An 18,046-nucleotide genomic window follows, 5' to 3' on the forward strand; every position below is an offset into this window, starting at 1 on the left:
GTCATCGTGAGCGATCAATTTCGCGTGGTCTCACCTGAAGCCAGCGAGCTGCAGCCAATTTTGAACGGTCTGTTCGGTGAATATGCCGCCCGCTATGGCGATTATTTTTCTCGCGACGCTGAAGTGGAGCTGACCGAATGGTATCTGGCACCGCAGGGACTTTTCGTGGTACTGGAGCGCAGCGGCGAGATTATCGCCACCGGGGCCTACAAACCTTACGACAAAGACACCGCCGAGATTAAGCGCATCTGGACGAAAAGCAGCCTGCGTCAGCAGGGGCTGGCGGCGCGCGTGGTGCAGGAGCTGGAACGCAGGGCGCTGCTGGCGGGCTACAGCCGGATTTATCTGACCACGGGATTTCGCCAGCCGGAGGCCGTGCGACTTTATTTAAGCCAGGGCTACGATCCGCAATTTGATACAGCGCGCGATCCCGAAGAGTACAGCCTGCCACCGTTTGATGGCCGGCTGCGCTTTACCAAACTGTTGACCATCGCCGGTCAGGCCAGAATAGCCTGAGGAGAGAAGATGAAAACGACGGAGAGTATTAAAGTCGTACCGGCGCGCTATCCGATGCGCACCGCAGGAGCAGTCATTGCCTTGTTTGTCCTGGCGGTGATTATCCAGTCCGTGGCGTTTAATCCGCGCTGGGAATGGGGCGTGTTTGCCCGTTGGTTCTTTGATCCGGTTATCTTGTCCGGCCTTGGGCAAACTCTGCTACTGACGCTTATCGGTACGCTGTTGAGTATTATCATCGGTGGTCTGCTGGCGCTGGCACGACTTTCATCTTCCTGGTTGCTGAACGGTCTGGCATGGGGATACATCTGGCTGTTTCGTTCGTTACCGCTGATTGTGGTGCTCATCGTTTTGTACAACTTCTCCTATTTGTACGACACGCTGGCGATTGGTATTCCGTTTACTCCCATTCAATGGGGCAGTTTTGAGACCATCAATGTGCTCGGCCAGTTTTCCACCGCGGTGGTTGGCCTGACGCTGGTGCAAAGCGCCTATACCGCTGAAATTATTCGTGGTGGATTTTTAGGGGTTGACCACGGCCAGTACGAGGCAGCGGCAGCGCTGGGCTTACCCGCATGGCGACGTACGCTGCGGATTATTCTGCCGCAGGCGCTGCGCACCATTTTGCCTGCTGGCTTCAATGAAATCATCAGTCTGGCGAAAGGGACGGCGATGGTATACGTGCTGGCAATGCCTGAGCTGTTCTACACCATCCAGATGATCTACAACCGCACGCAGGAAGTGATCCCGCTGCTGATAGTGGGTGCGGTGTGGTATCTGGTGATCACCAGCGTCCTGTCGTTAATTCAGCACCTGGTCGAACGCGCGCTGGCCCGCAGCGAGCGACGTTCAGCAATCAATACCGCCCGGGTGAGCCGTGCAGAAAAACGCAACCGTCAACGTCCACAGCAGGAGGCCGTCCATGTCCCACTCGCCTGAAGGCCATATTTCCATTACCGGCGTCAGCAAATACTTCGGTCGCCACAAAGCGCTGGATAATGTGTCGCTGGAGATCCCTCCCGGAACGGTAACGGTTATTCTTGGCCCGTCCGGTTCAGGGAAATCCACACTCTTGCGGACGATCAACCATCTGGAGCGCGTCGATGAAGGGTTTATTCAAATCGATGGCGATTACATTGGTTATCGTCGGCAGGGAGACAGGCTGTATGAGCTGAAAGAGGCGGAAATTTTGCGCCAGCGCGTTAACGTCGGCTATGTGTTCCAGAATTTTAATCTGTTTCCGCACTTAACGGTGCTGGAGAACTTGATTGAAGCGCCCATTGCGCACGGTCTGGCATCGCGTAAAGCCGCCACCGAGCGGGCATTAACTCTGCTTGATGCCGTTGGCTTGCGTAATAAAGCCGATGCCTGGTCGCGTCATCTCTCCGGCGGTCAGCAGCAGCGTATCGCTATTGCCCGTGCGCTGGCGCTAAATCCACTCGTTATGCTGTTTGATGAACCCACTTCAGCGCTGGATCCTGAACTGGTAGGCGAAGTTCTGGATGTCATCAAAGCACTGGCGCAGTCGGGAACCACGCTGGTTGTGGTGACGCACGAGATTGGGTTCGCCCGGGAAGTGGCGGATCAGGTGGTGTTTATGGTCGATGGCAAAATTGTCGAACAGGGCAGCAGCGAGCAGGTGCTGAATCATCCACGCCACACGCGCACCCAGCAGTTCTTGTCGAAAGTGCTGTGAACTTGCAGGGAAAGATAGGTAGGTCTGCATAGACTGACGAATGCTGCTCTACACTTAGGGTTTTAACTTTGGGGGGGTGCAGCATGATTAAGGTCTATGGGGTGCCGGGCTGGGGATCGGCCATCAGTGAAGTGATGCTCACACTGGCGGAGATCCCTTACAGCTTTATTGATGTGGATGGTTTTGACCGCGACGGGCCTTCGCGGGAGTTGCTTAAAAAAATGAATCCGTTGTGCCAGGTGCCCACACTGATACTGGAAAATGGTAACGTGATGACGGAAACGGCGGCGATCGCCCTGATGATCCTCGATCGTTGTCCTGAACTTGCGCCACCCGTTGGGCACGCTGAGCGCCAGCAGTTTCAGCGTCTGTTGATATGGCTGGTGGCAAATGTCTATCCAACGTTTACCTATGCCGATTATCCACAACGCTGGGTACCAGACGCCGCGGCGCAGTTGAAAAAGAACTGTATTGAGTACCGCAAATCGCTTTATATGTGGCTGAACGACCAGCTAAGCGCTGAGCCGTACGCGTTTGGCGATCAGCTAACACTGCTGGACGTTTATATTGCCGTTATGCGCACCTGGGGGCCGGGGCATGACTGGTTTCAGGACAACACGCCCAATATCAGCGCCATCGCTGACGCGGTTTGCCAGCACCCGCGACTGCGTACTGTACTGAAAAATAATAAGATTATTTGAAAAAAAACGCTGTTCCGCAGGAGTGCAAATCCCGGAACAGCGGGCGAACTATCGCCATAAGCTTACATTACGCGACGGACGGGCTCAGCGTAATACGATCCAGTGGCCCCACGATAAACAGATAAGAAATCAGGCCAATCAGCCCCATCGAACCGACGTACAGAATGGCGTAATCGAAGGACTGGGTATTCGCCAGAATGACGCCGATCACCAACGGCGTGATAATACTCGCCATATTGCCGCACATATTGAATACGCCGCCAGCAATGCCGAGCACTTCTTTTGGTGAAGTATCGCTAAGTACGCACCATCCCAGATTGCCAAAGCCTTTGGCGAAAAATGCCAGACTCATCGCCGCGATAACCACAAATTCTGACGAGGTGTAGTTAGCGATAACGATGACACAGGAAAGTAACATTCCGCAGATAACGGGTAGCTTACGAGCAACCGTCAGGCTGTAGCCGCGCTTTAATAGCCAGTCTGAAAAAACGCCCCCTAACAATCCACCGATAAAACCGGCAATAGCAGGAATACTGGCGACAAACCCCACTTTAAGGATCGACATTCCTTTAGCCTGATACAGATAGGTAGGAAACCAGGTCAGGAAGAACCAGGTGATTGACGTCACGCAGAACTGCCCGATATAAACGCCAATCATCATGCGGTTGACGCAGACGCTTTTTATTTGCGCAAAGGTAATCTTCTGTGGCTCTTTTTTATTTCCCAGCGACGGTTCGCCACCGCCTTCCCGGATATAGTCAATTTCCTGCTGGTTTACCTTCGGATGATGCATAGGATCTCTGACTTTTACCAGCCAGAAGATGCCAAGAATAACGCCAATCGCCCCGATGTAATAAAAAACAAAGTGCCAGCTGAGATTATGCAAAATAATCGTCATTAACGGTGTAATTACCCCTAACGAGATATATTGCGCGGCCTGGTAAACTGAGGTGACAAAGCCTCGTTCATTATTAGGAAACCACTGTACGCTTAATCGGCTGTTGGCAGGAAAGGCCGGAGCCTCAATGGCACCCATCAGTAAACGTAAGATTATCAATACCACAAGTGGACTGGCATACAGATAAATGGTGCCCTGAAACATGGTCACCAGCGACCAGCCAATCAGGGCGCAGCCGTATACCAGACGAGAACCGTAGCGATCAAGTAGCCAGCCGCCAGGCAATTGCATAATGACATAAGAAATACCGAAGGCAGAAAAGGCCAGCCCCATTGCTTCGGGATCAAAACCTAATTCTTTGCTCATAATCGGAGCCACGACGGATAACGTCGCGCGATCGGCGTAATTAAATACGGTGGCAAGAAACAGAAATATCAAAATACCGTAACGCACTTTTGTGCGCTTTATTATTGTGTTCATCACCCACTCCTTTCATAAGGTTGAGAGCGTTTCTGTAGGGAAGAGGGCGGGTATTACTTACCCGCCAAATAAATTAAGGACGTTTACCAAACTCGCAGGTTAATTGCGTCCAGCGGCGCGTCTGCTCGCTGATGCTGAACCCCAGGCCGTGACGGTCGGAAACCCACATCCGCCCATCGCGCAGCTCAAGCTGTTCATTAAATAACGGGTTCAGCCATTCGAAATGTTCCAACCATGGCTCAAGCGGGTAAGCGGCGGACAGATGCAGGTGAACTTCCATGGCAAAGTGCGGAGCCAGTTTGCGACCGTGTTTCGCCGCCAGGTCCATAATTTTCAGAAACGGTGAAATTCCCCCCACACGCGGTGCATCGGGCTGCACAAAATCACTGGCATTACCGAGGATCAGCTGTTCATGTTCGCGGAAACTGGTCAGCATTTCACCGGTAGCAATCGGGGTATCAAGCGCGGCGGCCAGTTGGGCGTGACCTTCCACATCGTAGGCATCCAGCGGCTCTTCAATCCAGATCAGATTGAACTGCTCCATTTTTCGTCCCATACGAATGGCGGTTTCTCGATCCCACTGCTGATTGGCATCGACCATCAGCGGGAAGTTATCGCCCAGCGCTTCACGCACCGCGGTTAAGCGGCGAATATCCTCGGCGCAGTTTGGCTGACCAACCTTGAGTTTGATGCCGCCAATGCCGTTTTCACGGGAAATAACGACGTTTTTGAGCACCTGATCCAGCGGCGTATGCAGGAATCCGCCGGAGGTGTTGTAACACTGCACGGAGTCCCGGTGTGCACCCAATAGTTTTGCCAGCGGCAACCCTGCACGCTTGGCCTTCATATCCCACAAGGCGATATCGATAGGGGAGATAGCCTGAACCGCCATGCCGCTGCGCCCTACGGAAGCTCCAGCCCACAGTAGCTTGGTGTAGATCTTGTCGATATCGTTTGGATCTTCGCCTAACAGGTTATCGGCAATTTCTTTGGCATGAGCATAGATTCCCTGGCCGCCAGCCCGTTTGGAGTAACTAAATCCAACGCCTTCAAACCCGTCGCGACTGCGGATCTCCGCGATAATAATGGCGACTTCGGTTAGGGGTTTCTGGCGACCGGTCAGCACTTTGGCATCGCTCACGGGTGTTGCCAGAGGAAGGAAAGCCAGGGACAGCTTAACCCACTCGATACGGTCGCCGGTTTCAGCCGCGGTTTTTGCATTGGCTGATTTGGCATACGTTACGGCATCGGAATTCGCACTTAATGACATTTTAATCTCTCCTGGTGATAACAAATGATTGCGCTAACATTTTTAGTGTTAGCGCAATCATTGCGCCAGCGAATTGAATGCGTTTTGAACAATCGCTCACAAATACTGAGACAAAAGGGCAGTAACTTGTAAACAGCATCACATTCCAATACTTTATGGGTAAATGCACAAGTCATTATGATGGCGCTATCATTTCAGATGGCGCTAATTAACTAAGCTGCTGTTTTCTCAGCGTTATCGTAGAGGGGCGCTGGCAATAGCCGAAATCATGATGAATAATGCCAGGATAAATCAGCGATTTTTGACAAGGGCATCGACAGTGAAAAATCCCAGACCTCCGCGCGCACCCACGCTGGAAGATGTTGCCCGTACCGCGGGATTGTCGCCCATGACGGTGAGCAGGGCGTTGAATACCCCGCAACTGGTGCGCCCGAGAACAGTAGAAAAAGTGATGCAGGCGGTACGCGCCACCGGATATATTCCCAACGCGCTGGCCGGGGGGCTGGCGTCGCGTCGCAGTAAGCTTATCGCTGTGGTTGTCCCACAAATTAACAACAATATGTTTGTCGATACCATCCAGTCATTAAGCGATGAACTGGCTGAACGCGGATACCACATCTTGCTCTGCGTGTCGGGTTATACGCCGCAAACAGAGGCTGAGCTGGTGGCGACGCTGCTTTCTCGTCGCCCGGATGGTGTAGTGCTCACCGGTATCCATCATACCGCCGAGCTGAAAAAGGTGATTCTTAATGCGGCCATCCCGGTCGTGGAAATATGGGATTTAACGCCAACGCCCATCGATATGCTGGTGGGGTTTTCGCATGAAAAAGTCGGGCAGGCGGTAGCAGACTATTTGCTGGACAAAGGGTATCGCCGTCCTGGTTTACTATGGACCGCCGATCGCCGGGCAGGCCAGCGTAAACAAGGACTGTGCGATGCGCTGAGCCGTCATGGTATTGCGGCTGGTGTACAGGTGGATGTCCCGCTTCCTGCCTCTCTGGCATTGGGGCGTAGCGGGTTGGCACAGCTATTGGCTGAACGCGCGTTTGATGTCATCGTCTGTAGCTCAGATACGTTAGCCCAGGGGGCGATCATGGAAGCTGAAAGCCGTGGTCTACGCGTGCCGCAGGAATTAGCGGTAATCGGTTTTGGCGATCTCGACTTTGCCGCCAGTAACCGACCTGCCATCACCACCGTCAGCGTCGACAGACGGGCTATTGGACAACGCGCCGCCTCTCTGCTTGCCGATCGTATCGAACAAATTCCGCGTGAAGACGATATTATTGATGTTGGATTTCACCTGGTGGAACGAGAATCCGCATAAGTTAACTGCATCCCAAAACAATAAGGAATCTGCTATGCCGCACGTCGATATCAAATGTTTTCCTCGCGACCTGAACGACGAACAAAAATCCGCGCTGGCGGCGGATATTACCGACGTCATTATTCGTCATTTGCAAAGCAAAGACAGTTCAGTGAGCGTGGCGCTTAATGAAATTGAGCCCGCGGCGTGGCAGGGCGTGTGGGATGCGGAGATTGCGCCGCAGATGGCAAGGTTGATTAAAAAACCCGGCTACAGCATGTAAGAAAAAACGGGCGGAAAATCCGCCCGTTTTGTCGTGCCATTATTCAGCTGCTGTTATGAGTTTTCCACTGGTGACAAACGTTCCGGCCCCAAGGTGATGCAGGGTATTGAGCTTGCCATCATCAAACTGCCAGCGTCCTTCCACGAAGGCTCGCTCATCAGCGGCAGCCGAGACCACTTCACCAAACAGCGTGTCATATTTTTCCTGTGCCGCAGTGGCAGGCAACAGGCGGCACTCCATCCAGGCCAGACATTTTGCTTCAATCAGCGGTAAACCCAGTACCGGTCCCTGCACCACGGGAATGCCGTAGCAGTTGAATTTATCTTCCACACGACCGGAAACGCTGCCTACGGCCCAGGTCCAGTTGGCGGCGGCAACGCCCGGAATAACGATGCCGAATTTGCCGCTACGTTCAATGAGCTCACGTGACCAGGCGGTCTTGTCGACAACAATCGCGATCCGCGGTGGTTCAAACTCCACGGGCATTGACCACGCGGCAGCCATCACATTTCGCCGCTCGGTATGCTCATCCCGGCTGGTGATTAATATCGTTGGGCCGTGATTTAGCAACCGACTGGCATGTTTTAATTCGATCGGACGAAAATGGCTCATGGATGCTCCTTGGCTGAGAGATAACACACCACAATAAACATAGATATTAACGGTATTAGCGATTTTGTCGCCTCGTCTGGAGGAACAACGCACAAAATCGACGGCGCAAAATTAAAAATGCGTTATAAGTACTGCATTAATTGAACAGGAACTCCGTATGACGCCTTTTTTAACCGCTTATTTTGCCCGTATTGGCTGGTCAGATTTGGCCAGGGTCAACATTGAAACCTTACGGGCGCTGCATTTACTGCACAACGCCGCCATACCTTTTGAAAACCTGGATGTATTGCTTCCAAGAGAGATGCAGCTTGACGATTTGTCTTTGGAGGAGAAGCTGGTGACGGCGCGTCGCGGCGGCTATTGTTTTGAACAGAACGGAGTATTTGAGCGGGCGCTACGCGAAATCGGTTTTACCGTACGCAGTCTGCTCGGACGTGTGGTACTGGCGAACCCGTCAAGCCTGCCACCACGCACGCATCGTCTGTTGCTGGTTGAGTTGCAGGGAGAGCAGTGGATCGCCGACGTTGGTTTCGGCGGGCAGACGCTGACGGCGCCGATTCGTCTGCAGGCGAACATTGAGCAGAAGACACCACACGGCGAGTATCGGCTGATTCAGGAAGGTGAAGACTGGATCCTACAGTTCTGTCATCACGAACACTGGCAATCAATGTACCGTTTCGACCTGGTCGTACAGCATCAGAGCGATTATCTGATAGGCAACTTCTGGTCCGCTCACTGGCCGCAATCACATTTTCGCCATCATTTGCTGATGTGTCGTCATCTGCCCGACGGCGGGAAATTAACGTTAACCAATTTTCATTTCACCCATTATCAGGATGGACACGCGGTAGAACAGATTAATCTGCCTGACGTTCCCAGTCTGTATGCCTTGTTGCAGGAGCGGTTTGGCCTGGGCGTGGATGACGTGAAGCATGGGTTTACCCAGGATGAGCTGGCGACGGTAATGGCGGCGTTTGATACGCATCCGGACGCGGGGAAATAGGGGCATCGGGATTAGTGCCGGATTGGCGTAATCGCCTTATCCGGCCTACGGGAACAATTAAAAATCTATCGCCCATTCTGCGTGAAACAGGATCACCGCCGAACCGGTAATGGTGACTTTTTCTGGCTGGTTATCACGGATAGTCACCGTCACATCAACAATACCGTCGCGCCCGAGCGCACGGCCCTGATGTCCCTGAACACGTAACGTTTTCCCATCATGCGCCATCAGCCCATGGTGAACCAACCACGCGCCCATTGGACCGTTGGCATTGCCGGTAACCGGGTCTTCCACAATCCCAATTGCAGGCGAAAACATGCGGCCATCGGTGGCGTTTTCGCCCGGGCGGATTTGAAAAGGAAAGAAGCCGTTACAGCCAATTTGTTGGCTGATGGCTGTCAGAGCCTGCAAATCAGGGGAAAGGGCGTCGAGGTCCACCTCGGGCTTAAGCGGAATCATCACTTTCGAATGCCCGGTGGTAGCAACCTGAATCGGCAAGCCTGCCAGCATATCGTCTTCGCTCAGGTGTAGGGCATCGATAATCGCACCACGAATAGCCCCTTCCAGTGGAGGTTCAAATCTGGGTACGCCTTGTTCAAGGCTAATACGATAGTCATTCCCGGTAGCTTCGATATCCACCCGATGACGACCAGCCAGCGAGGTTTGCCAGACTGTACTGTTGCCCAAGCCAAGCACGTTTGCCCGCACATAATGTGCAGCGACGGTAGCATGCCCACAGATAGGAACTTCGACCGTCGGCGTGAAATAGCGGATGCGAACATCGCTGTCGTCACTGGTCAGCAGGAAAGCGGTTTCCGAATGACGCAGCTCGCGAGCAATGAGTTGCATCTGCGCTTCGCTCAGTCCGTCAGCATGCAAAACTACGCCTGCTGAATTGCCGCGAAAGGGTACCGAGGTAAAGGCATCGACGTGGTAAACCTGTGGTTTCATTAACGTTCTCCCTGGAATGGAGAAGCATCATAACGTGCAAAATGCCGGATGGCGATGATCGCTATCTTATCCGGCCTACGGTGCCTGGTTGTAGGCCGGATAAGGCGTGTCGTCACCCGACATTTCAATGCGGATTTATCGGCGTGAACGCACTATTTGATAGCGGCGGGTAAAGTACTCAAACGGCGCACTCCACACGTGAACCAGGCGTGTGAACGGGAACAGCAGGAAGATAGTCATCCCCAGAACCAGATGCACACGGAAAATCAACGCCACGCCATCCAGATGCGCAGACGCGCCGCCCTGGAAGGTCACCACCGACTGCGCCCAACCTACCAGTTTCAGCATTTCACTGCCGTCGGGATGCTGCGCAGAGAATGGGATGGTGGTTAAGCCGAGGATACACTGAATCAGCAGAACGCAGAGGATCAGGATATCGGCAGTGGAGGAGGTTGCACGAATGCGCGGATTGGTCAAACGACGTACCAGCAAGCCAGCGCCACCGACCAGCGTCAGCACGCCACAGAGCCCACCGGCGATCATCGCCATCTGCTGCTTCACCGCAATCGGCAGGAACCAGGCATACATCCAGTGCGGGGTTAACATGCCAAACAGGTGCCCGAAAAAGATCCCCAGAATGCCGATGTGGAACAGGTTTGACCATAACACCATGCCGCGTTTGTCCAGCATCTGGCTGGAAGAGGCTCGCCAGGTGTATTGCCCGTAGTCATAGCGTAGCCAACTGCCGAGGATAAACACCGTGCCACAGAGGTACGGGTAGATATCGTAAAAAAAGACGTTCAGGTACTGTATCATTTCGGGCCTCCCGCGCTGACGTCGACATACTGAGGTGCCACGTCCTGGCTAAAGCGTCGTTGATAGTTTTGTAACGGTGAACTGTCACAAGCGGTGGCGTTATCCTCGATAAACTTCACCTGTTCCTCTTCCCAGACGGCATCCAGCGCCTGTCGGGTATCGTCGCGGGTTTCCGTGCCAACCTGTTTAGTGACACTGTCACTTGAAAGAGGGCTTCCGGCAAGCAATAGCAGGGCGTCAAACAGTTGATACCACGGCGTATCACGCTGTTTCAAACGCCCCCCCAGCAGCGCCAGAATCGGTGCGACGTTCTGCAATCCTTCTTTGGCCTCCGCTTCCGGCAACACGCTTAAGTACTCCAGATACAGTGGCAGATGATCCGGCAGTTCGCGGCAGTCGAGCTGCAGTCCGACCTTTTCGTACTGCGCCAACAGATCAACCATCGCCTGGCCCCGATCGCGAGACTCGGCGTGCACGTGCTCAAACAGCAGCAGAGAGGTGGCCCGGCCCCGGTCAAATATCTCACACCATTCGGCTTGTTTATCCAGTAATGGCGCATTGAGCAGCCCCTGGCTAAATTCGGTAAGCATTGGGGCATCGCTGGCCACAAGCGCCAGTGCCTCGTCTTTACACTCCCACAGCAACTCGTCGGGATATTCCATCAGCAGGCCGATAACCTTCAGGATTTGCATTATTCACCCTCCGCTTTATCGCGCACTTCGGTGATGTCGATGGCGTCAATACGACTGCTGTTAAACAGGTTGAATTTGGTATCTGAACCATGGCAGCCGTCGCCAAAGGTAAATCCGCAACCGTTTTTCTCCGGGAACGCATCACGCGCCATTTCACGGTGGCTGGTCGGGATCACGAAGCGGTCTTCATAGTTGGCGATGGCCAGATAGCGATACATCTCTTCAACCTGCTCAACGGTCAGACCCACTTCTTCAATCGCGCGGGTGTCCGTAACGCCTTCTACGGTTTGCGAACGCATATAATGGCGCATGGCCATCATTCGTTTTAGCGCGCGCAGCACCGGACCGGTATCGCCCGCGCTAAGCATGTTGGCAAGGTACTGAACCGGAATTCGCAGTGATTCAACCGCTGGCAGAATGTTGCCATTGTGCGGCAGTCCCCCCGCGTCAGCGACCGACTGAATCGGCGACAACGGCGGTACATACCAGACCATCGGCAGAGTGCGGTATTCCGGGTGCAGCGGCAGCGCCAGCTTCCAGTCCATCGCCATCTTGTAAACGGGCGAACGTTGGGCCGCTTCGATGACGTTGTGTGGAATACCTTGTTTTAACGCCTCTTCAATGACCGCCGGGTCGTGTGGATTGAGGAACACATCGCACTGACGCTCGTAGAGATCGGTCTCATGCTCGGTGCTGGCTGCTTCTTCGATGCGGTCGGCGTCATACAGCAATACGCCAAGATAGCGGATGCGTCCCACGCAGGTTTCCGAACATACCGTCGGCTGGCCGGATTCAATACGCGGGTAGCAGAAAATGCACTTCTCTGATTTACCGCTCTTCCAGTTAAAGTAGATTTTTTTGTACGGACAACCGCTGATGCACAAGCGCCAGCCGCGACATTTATCCTGGTCGATCAACACGATACCGTCTTCTTCACGCTTATAGATGGCACCGCTCGGGCAGGTGGCGACACAGCTTGGGTTCAGGCAGTGTTCGCACAAGCGCGGTAAATACATCATGAAGGTGTTTTCGAATTGCCCGTACATCTCCTTTTGCATTTTCTCAAAGTTACGGTCGCGGGCACGTTTTGAGAACTCACCGCCGAGCAACTCTTCCCAGTTAGGACCCCAGATAATCTTGTCCATCCGTTTGCCATCTATCAGCGAGCGCGGACGTGCGGTGGGCTGATTCTTGCTTTCCGGCGCGCTATGCAGATGCTGATAATCGTAGGTAAAAGGTTCGTAATAATCATCGATTTGCGGGATCACCGGGTTAGCAAAAATTTTGGTGATAACGCCCATCTTGCCGCCCAGGCGCGGCCTTATCTTCCCGTTAACATCGCGAATCCAGCCGCCTTGCCACTCTTCCTGATCTTCCCAGTTTTTCGGATAGCCAATGCCTGGCTTGGTCTCAACGTTGTTAAACCACGCATATTCCATCCCTTCACGTCCGGTCCAGACGTTTTTACAGGTGACGGAGCAGGTGTGGCAGCCGATGCACTTATCCAGATTAAGAACCATGCCTACCTGTGAGCGTATTTTCATTTTTTCGCCTCCTGTACCTGATCGCAACCTTCATCATCCAGCCAGTTAATATTTTTCATTTTTCTAATCATGATGAACTCATCGCGGTTAGAGCCGACCGTGCCGTAATAGTTGAAGCTGTATGCCAGTTGCGCATAGCCGCCGATCATGTGCGTGGGTTTCGGGCAGACGCGGGTGACTGAGTTATGGATCCCGCCGCGCATACCGGTGACTTCCGAGCCAGGGATATTCATGATTCGCTCCTGAGCGTGATACATCATGGTCATTCCCGGCGGCACGCGCTGACTCACCACAGCCCGCGCGGTGAGCGCGCCGTTGGCGTTAAAGGCTTCAATCCAGTCGTTATCCTCAATGCCCAGCTCTTTAGCATCGGTCTCACTGATCCAGACAATGGGGCCGCCGCGCGACAGCGTCAGCATCAGCAGGTTTTCGCTGTAGGTAGAATGGATCCCCCATTTCTGATGCGGAGTCAGGAAGTTGAGCGCTTTTTCCGGGAAGCCGTTAGGCGGAACTTCGCGCATATTGCTGACGCTTCGGGTATCGATAGGCGGACGATATGCCACCAGACTTTCACCAAAGGCTCGCATCCACGCGTGATCCTGGTACAACTGTTGGCGACCGGACAGGGTGCGCCACGGGATCAGCTCGTGGACGTTGGTATAGCCTGCGTTATAGGAGACATGTTCACTTTCCAGCCCGGACCAGGTGGGGCTGGAGATGATTTTGCGCGGCTGCGCCTGAATATCGCGAAAACGGATTTTCTCGTCTTCTTTGTTCAACGCCAGATGCGTATGGTCGCGTCCGGTCATCGCTCCCAGCGCTTCCCAGGCTTTCACCGCCACCTGACCGTTCGTTTCCGGTGCCAGGGCGAGGATCACCTCAGACGCATCCAGCGCGGTGTCTATCAGTGGTCGGCCTTTCGCCGGACCTTCGCGTTTGGTGTAGTTCAGCTTGCCGAGGAAATCGACCTCCGCTTGGGTATTCCACGTAATACCTTTCCCGCCGTTACCGAGCTTGTCCATTAGCGGACCGAGCGAAGTGAAGCGTTCGTAGGTGGCGGGATAGTCACGTTCCACGACGGCAATATTGGGCGCCGTTTTCCCCGGGAGCAGATCGCATTCGCCTTTACGCCAGTCCTGAATGTCAAACGGCTGCGCCAGCTCTGCCGGGGAGTCGTGTTGCAGTGGTTGTAATACCACATCCGTTTCTTGCCCAAGGTGCCCGACGCAAACCTCAGAGAAGACTTTGGCGATGCCTTTATAAATTTCCCAGTCGCTCTTCGATTCCCACGCAGGATCGACCGCCGCCGACAGCGGGTGAATAAACGGATGCATATCCGAGGTGTTCATATCGTCTTTTTCATACCAGGTGGCGGTCGGCAAAACGACATCGGAGAACAGGCAGGTACTCGACATACGGAAATCGAGCGTTACCAGCAGATCAAGCTTGCCCTCTATCGCCGCGGACTGCCATTCCACCTCTTCAGGTTTAATACCTTCGCTTGAACCGAGCGCTTCCCCCTGGATCCCGCTTTCGGTACCCAGCAGATACTTGAGCATGTATTCATGCCCTTTACCGGAGGAGCCGAGCAGGTTAGAGCGCCAGACGAAGAGATTACGCGGATGGTTGTTACCACTATCCGGCTGCTCGCAGGCAAAACGAATTTCACCCGATTTCAGCGCCTGTGCAGTGTATTGCGCAGGCGACACTCCCGCTTGTTCTGCCTTTGCTTTGACGGTCAGAGGGTTGAGGTTGAGCTGCGGCGCGGACGGCAGCCAGCCCATTCTTTCTGCACGCACGTTAAAGTCGATCAAATGTCCGCTAAACTTCGACGCGTCGGCTAGCGGAGAGAGGAGTTCCTGAGCGGTGAGTTTTTCATAACGCCACTGGCTGGAGTGATTGTAGAAAAACGAGGTGCTGTTCATCTGACGCGGTGGGCGGTTCCAGTCCAGCGCAAAGGCCAGCGGCAACCAACCAGTTTGCGGACGCAGTTTCTCCTGACCCACATAGTGCGCCCAGCCGCCGCCGCTTTGTCCCACACAACCGCAGAACACGAGGATGTTAATCATTCCACGGTAGTTCATATCCATGTGATACCAGTGGTTGACGCCAGCCCCGAGGATAATCATCGAACGGCCATGCGTTTTGTGTGCCGTATCGGCAAACTCACGGGCGATTTGTTCGATATGACGACGAGGTACACCGGTAATTTGCTCTCCCCAGGCCGGGGTGTAGGCTTTTACTTCGCCGTAATCTTGCGCGCTATGAGCGTCATCCAGACCACGGTCGAGGCCGTAATTCGCCAGCACCAGATCATAGACGCTTACCACCGGGCAACGGCTGCCATCGGCGAGGGTAAGATGTTTTACCGGCAGTTGACGAATCAGCACGGGTTCCTGTTTCACGCTGCGAAAATGCGGGTTTTCGTTGCCGCCGAAGTAGGGGAATGCCACGCCGGTCACTTCATCATGCTGACCGAGCAGCGAGAGGGAAAGTTCTGTTTCAGCGCCAGCCGCCAGTGGCTCCAGGTTCCATTTACCTTTCTCGCCCCAGCGAAAACCGATAGACCCGTTCGGGACCACCAGTTCGCCAGCAGTGTTAAAGGCCACGGTTTTCCACTCCGGATTGTTACTTTCGCCCAGACCATCGACAAGGTCTGAGGCGCGCATCATGCGCCCTGGCACGTAGCTGCCATCTTCCCGGGCATCCAGCAAAACCAGCATCGGCATATCGGTATAGCGACGACAGTAATTGATGAAGTAATCGCTTGGATTGTCGAGGTGGAATTCTTTCAGAATCACGTGGCCCATCGCCATCGCCAACGCGCTGTCTGTCCCTTGCTTGGGGGCCAGCCACTGGTCGCACAGTTTGGCGACTTCCGAGTAATCCGGCGTAATGGCAATCGTCTTGGTGCCTTTGTAGCGTACTTCAGTAAAAAAGTGCGCATCCGGGGTACGGGTCTGCGGCACGTTTGACCCCCAGGCGATGATGTAGCTGGAGTTATACCAGTCGGCGGATTCTGGAACATCGGTCTGTTCGCCCCAGGTCATCGGTGATGCAGGCGGTAAATCGCAGTACCAGTCATAGAAGCTCAGGCAGGTTCCGCCCAGTAGCGAAAGATAACGTGTGCCTGCGGCATAGGAGACCATCGACATAGCAGGGATCGGGGAGAACCCGGCCACGCGATCCGGGCCATAGGTATTCACCGTCCAGACGTTGGCGGCAGCAATGAGCTGATTAAGCTCTTTCCAGTTGGAACGGATAAAACCACCGCGCCCGCGTACCTGTTTGTAGCTCTGGCATTTTTGCGGGTCGTTCATAATGGATTCCCAGGCCAGCACCGGATCGGGCTGGCGGGACAGGGCGTCGCGCCACAGTTCGATCAGACGTTTACGCACCAGGGGATATTTCAGACGGTTGGCGCTGTAAAGATACCAGGAGTAGCTGGCACCGCGCGGGCAGCCACGGGGTTCATGATTTGGCAGGTCAGGGCGGGTACGCGGGTAGTCGGTTTGCTGCGTTTCCCAGGTCACCAGTCCGTTTTTGACGTAGATTTTCCAACTGCATGAGCCGGTACAGTTAACGCCGTGGGTAGAACGCACAATTTTGTCGAACTGCCAGCGCTGACGATAGCTGTCTTCCCAGTCCCGGTTGGTGTGCATCACTTGCCCGTGCCCATCGGCAAACGTATCGCCCTTTTGTTTAAAGTAGCGAAAGCGATCGAACAGTTTACTCATGACATAACTCCTGCTTTGAGAATATTGCCGACGGTGAATCGAACGGTAGGCCGGATGGCGGTTAACGCCTTATCCGGCCTATCGAACTGTCCGATCCTGCGGTATCCATTTTGTTATTTTTTTTGTGATTTACGGCCATAGACCAGCCAGGTCACCAGCACGCAGACGATGTAAAACACGAGGAATATTTTCATTGCGCCCACCGGAGAGCCGGTCAGCGCCAGCGATGAACCAAACGCTTTGGGGATGAAAAAGCCCCCCACAGCGCCAATAGCAGAGATGAATCCCAGGGCGGCAGCGGTATCGGTTACCGCCTCACGTTGGGCCTGTTCTTCAGTACCACCGTGCAGCTTGACCCGGTATATGGTGATTTTGCGAAAGATCACCGCGATCATCTGGAAGGTTGAGCCGCTTCCCAGACCCGCAGTCAGGAACAAGCCCATAAACACCAGGTAGAAGGCGACAAAGTTTCCTTCGCCTGACCCTGGCAGGGTGAGGAACAGCAGGGCGCTAAACAGCGCCATAAAGATGAAGTTAATTAACGTGACGCGCACACCGCCGAATTTGTCAGAGATCACGCCGCCTGCCGATCGCGCAAGAGCGCCGATGAAGGGGCCGAAGAACGCCAGTTGCAGGATATTCACGTCCGGGAACTGAGTTTTCGCCAGCATGGCAAAGCCTGCCGAAAAGCCGATAAATGAACCGAAGGTGGCGAGATACAGCAGGCTTAATAACCACAGATGAAAACGTTTGAGGACCGGCAACTGGGAAGCAATTGAGGCCTTCGAACTGGCAATATCGTTCATTCCCATGCCTGCTGCTAAGGTGGCTATCAGCAGTAACGGAACCCAAATCCATGCGGCATTGGCCAGCGACAATAACGAGCCGTCGGCTTGCGGTACGCCCTGTACGCCCAAAAAGGTAAAGATAGGCAGAAAGATCACCAGCGGCGCGATCAACTGCATCACGCTGACGCCAAGGTTGCCGAGACCACCGTTAACGCCTAATGCGCTGCCTTGTTTCGCTTTGGGGAAGAAAAAGCTGATATTACCCATGCTGGAGGCAAAGTTTGCGCCAGCAAAACCACACATCAGCGCAATGATAATAAATACGCCAAACGGAGTAGCGTTATTTTGCACGGCAAAACCGAGCCAGACGCAGGGAATAACCAGAATAATCGTGCTAAAAATGGTCCACCGGCGCCCACCAAATATAGGTACCATAAAGGAGTAGGGAACGCGTAATATTGCGCCAGAAAGAGAAGGCAATGCCGTTAATAAAAACAGTTGGTCAGTGGTGAAATTAAACCCAATTTTATTCAGATTGACTGCCACGGCGCTGAACAACATCCAGACGCAGAACGCCAGCAACAGACAACTTACTGATATCCAGAGGTTTCTGCGTGCAATATGCTTACCTTTGTTTTCCCAAAAGGCGGGGTTCTCCGGTTTCCAGTCAGTTAAAAGATAACGATTATTTTTCTCATTTGATGCTGACATATTATTCTCCATGCCCATGCCGTTCATGAAAAAGAAATAAACGCACAC

At 53.8% G+C, this 18,046-nt stretch carries 16 protein-coding genes; 7 read left to right on the top strand and 9 right to left on the bottom strand.

Annotation, left to right across the window (positions count from 1 at the left end):
- The first annotated feature begins 6 nt into the window (after positions 1–6).
- The 4 genes from HV229_RS12230 (at position 7) to HV229_RS12245 (ending at position 2,910) form a co-directional block, all read left to right on the top strand.
- Positions 7–516, top strand: a complete 510-nt coding sequence (locus HV229_RS12230; RefSeq protein ID WP_016153131.1) for a GNAT family N-acetyltransferase — start codon at positions 7–9, stop codon at positions 514–516.
- Positions 517–525: 9 nt separating this feature from the next.
- Positions 526–1,452: an amino acid ABC transporter permease gene (locus tag HV229_RS12235; RefSeq protein ID WP_181547662.1), complete on the top strand. Its 927-nt coding sequence runs from the start codon at positions 526–528 to the stop codon at positions 1,450–1,452.
- Positions 1,436–2,209, top strand: a complete 774-nt coding sequence (locus HV229_RS12240; RefSeq protein WP_181547664.1) for an amino acid ABC transporter ATP-binding protein — start codon at positions 1,436–1,438, stop codon at positions 2,207–2,209. Before HV229_RS12235 ends, HV229_RS12240 begins: the two co-directional genes overlap by 17 nt.
- Positions 2,210–2,292: 83 nt before the next feature.
- Complete coding sequence (locus HV229_RS12245) at positions 2,293–2,910, top strand: glutathione S-transferase family protein (protein ID WP_016153128.1); 618 nt, start codon at positions 2,293–2,295, stop codon at positions 2,908–2,910.
- Positions 2,911–2,977: 67 nt separating this feature from the next.
- Here the strand turns inward: HV229_RS12245 and HV229_RS12250 are convergent, their stop codons facing one another.
- Both HV229_RS12250 and HV229_RS12255 read right to left on the bottom strand, forming a co-directional pair.
- On the bottom strand, positions 2,978–4,288 hold the full coding sequence (locus HV229_RS12250) for an MFS transporter (RefSeq protein WP_016156557.1): 1,311 nt from the start codon (positions 4,286–4,288) through the stop codon (positions 2,978–2,980).
- A 73-nt stretch (positions 4,289–4,361) separates the two neighbouring features.
- Positions 4,362–5,558 carry an L-talarate/galactarate dehydratase gene (locus tag HV229_RS12255; protein WP_181547666.1) on the bottom strand — a complete coding sequence of 399 codons (1,197 nt, stop codon included), beginning with the start codon at positions 5,556–5,558 and terminating at the stop codon, positions 4,362–4,364.
- Positions 5,559–5,877: 319 nt separating this feature from the next.
- Here HV229_RS12255 and HV229_RS12260 point away from each other — a divergent pair, with 319 nt between their 5' ends.
- Together HV229_RS12260 and pptA are read left to right on the top strand one after the other, a co-directional pair.
- Positions 5,878–6,882 (top strand): LacI family DNA-binding transcriptional regulator, encoded by a 1,005-nt coding sequence (locus HV229_RS12260; protein ID WP_181547668.1) that lies wholly within the window; start codon positions 5,878–5,880, stop codon positions 6,880–6,882.
- A 34-nt stretch (positions 6,883–6,916) separates the two neighbouring features.
- Positions 6,917–7,144 carry a tautomerase PptA gene (gene pptA, locus HV229_RS12265; RefSeq protein ID WP_080858784.1) on the top strand — a complete coding sequence of 76 codons (228 nt, stop codon included), beginning with the start codon at positions 6,917–6,919 and terminating at the stop codon, positions 7,142–7,144.
- Between the two features lie 39 nt (positions 7,145–7,183).
- On the opposite strand, the gene HV229_RS12270 is transcribed toward pptA, so the two are convergent.
- Entirely contained in the window at positions 7,184–7,756 is a 573-nt protein-coding gene (locus HV229_RS12270) for a flavin reductase family protein (RefSeq protein WP_053389788.1), read from the bottom strand.
- Positions 7,757–7,913: 157 nt separating this feature from the next.
- On the opposite strand from HV229_RS12270, the gene nhoA reads away from it, so the two are divergent.
- Entirely contained in the window at positions 7,914–8,759 is an 846-nt protein-coding gene (gene nhoA, locus HV229_RS12275; protein ID WP_016156552.1) for an N-hydroxyarylamine O-acetyltransferase, read from the top strand.
- 57 nt (positions 8,760–8,816) lie between these two features.
- Here the strand turns inward: nhoA and HV229_RS12280 are convergent, their stop codons facing one another.
- The 6 genes from HV229_RS12280 to HV229_RS12305 form a co-directional block, all read right to left on the bottom strand.
- Positions 8,817–9,710 carry a PhzF family isomerase gene (locus tag HV229_RS12280; RefSeq protein WP_181547670.1) on the bottom strand — a complete coding sequence of 298 codons (894 nt, stop codon included), beginning with the start codon at positions 9,708–9,710 and terminating at the stop codon, positions 8,817–8,819.
- A gap of 135 nt (positions 9,711–9,845) precedes the next feature.
- Positions 9,846–10,526 carry a respiratory nitrate reductase subunit gamma gene (narI, locus tag HV229_RS12285; RefSeq protein ID WP_003833047.1) on the bottom strand — a complete coding sequence of 227 codons (681 nt, stop codon included), beginning with the start codon at positions 10,524–10,526 and terminating at the stop codon, positions 9,846–9,848.
- Positions 10,523–11,218, bottom strand: a complete 696-nt coding sequence (gene narW / locus HV229_RS12290) for a nitrate reductase molybdenum cofactor assembly chaperone (protein WP_016153117.1) — start codon at positions 11,216–11,218, stop codon at positions 10,523–10,525. The genes narI and narW overlap by 4 nt, the downstream gene beginning before the upstream one ends.
- Entirely contained in the window at positions 11,218–12,762 is a 1,545-nt protein-coding gene (gene narH, locus HV229_RS12295; protein WP_019076801.1) for a nitrate reductase subunit beta, read from the bottom strand. The genes narW and narH overlap by 1 nt, the downstream gene beginning before the upstream one ends.
- Positions 12,759–16,499 carry a nitrate reductase subunit alpha gene (locus tag HV229_RS12300; protein WP_181547671.1) on the bottom strand — a complete coding sequence of 1,247 codons (3,741 nt, stop codon included), beginning with the start codon at positions 16,497–16,499 and terminating at the stop codon, positions 12,759–12,761. The genes narH and HV229_RS12300 overlap by 4 nt, the downstream gene beginning before the upstream one ends.
- Positions 16,500–16,612: 113 nt before the next feature.
- The gene (locus HV229_RS12305) at positions 16,613–17,998 is read right to left on the bottom strand and encodes a NarK family nitrate/nitrite MFS transporter (RefSeq protein WP_047358146.1); all 1,386 of its coding nucleotides are present in this window, start codon (positions 17,996–17,998) and stop codon (positions 16,613–16,615) included.
- Between the last annotated feature and the right edge of the window lie 48 nt (positions 17,999–18,046).

It is taken from the genome of Citrobacter sp. RHBSTW-00524 (genome assembly GCF_013747755.1).
Taxonomy (GTDB): Bacteria; Pseudomonadota; Gammaproteobacteria; order Enterobacterales; family Enterobacteriaceae; genus Citrobacter; species Citrobacter braakii.

Excerpts from the sequence above, each read along its gene's own strand:
- HV229_RS12235 (WP_181547662.1), top strand. The coding sequence starts at position 526 with ATGAAAACGACGGAGAGTATTAAAGTCGTACCGGCGCGCTATCCGATG.
- HV229_RS12240 (WP_181547664.1), top strand. The coding sequence starts at position 1,436 with ATGTCCCACTCGCCTGAAGGCCATATTTCCATTACCGGCGTCAGCAAA.
- HV229_RS12245 (WP_016153128.1), top strand. The coding sequence starts at position 2,293 with ATGATTAAGGTCTATGGGGTGCCGGGCTGGGGATCGGCCATCAGTGAA.
- HV229_RS12250 (WP_016156557.1), bottom strand. The coding sequence starts at position 4,288 with ATGAACACAATAATAAAGCGCACAAAAGTGCGTTACGGTATTTTGATA.
- HV229_RS12255 (WP_181547666.1), bottom strand. The coding sequence starts at position 5,558 with ATGTCATTAAGTGCGAATTCCGATGCCGTAACGTATGCCAAATCAGCC.
- pptA (WP_080858784.1), top strand. The coding sequence starts at position 6,917 with ATGCCGCACGTCGATATCAAATGTTTTCCTCGCGACCTGAACGACGAA.
- HV229_RS12270 (WP_053389788.1), bottom strand. The coding sequence starts at position 7,756 with ATGAGCCATTTTCGTCCGATCGAATTAAAACATGCCAGTCGGTTGCTA.
- nhoA (WP_016156552.1), top strand. The coding sequence starts at position 7,914 with ATGACGCCTTTTTTAACCGCTTATTTTGCCCGTATTGGCTGGTCAGAT.
- HV229_RS12280 (WP_181547670.1), bottom strand. The coding sequence starts at position 9,710 with ATGAAACCACAGGTTTACCACGTCGATGCCTTTACCTCGGTACCCTTT.
- narI (WP_003833047.1), bottom strand. The coding sequence starts at position 10,526 with ATGATACAGTACCTGAACGTCTTTTTTTACGATATCTACCCGTACCTC.
- narW (WP_016153117.1), bottom strand. The coding sequence starts at position 11,218 with ATGCAAATCCTGAAGGTTATCGGCCTGCTGATGGAATATCCCGACGAG.
- narH (WP_019076801.1), bottom strand. The coding sequence starts at position 12,762 with ATGAAAATACGCTCACAGGTAGGCATGGTTCTTAATCTGGATAAGTGC.
- HV229_RS12300 (WP_181547671.1), bottom strand. The coding sequence starts at position 16,499 with ATGAGTAAACTGTTCGATCGCTTTCGCTACTTTAAACAAAAGGGCGAT.
- HV229_RS12305 (WP_047358146.1), bottom strand. The coding sequence starts at position 17,998 with ATGTCAGCATCAAATGAGAAAAATAATCGTTATCTTTTAACTGACTGG.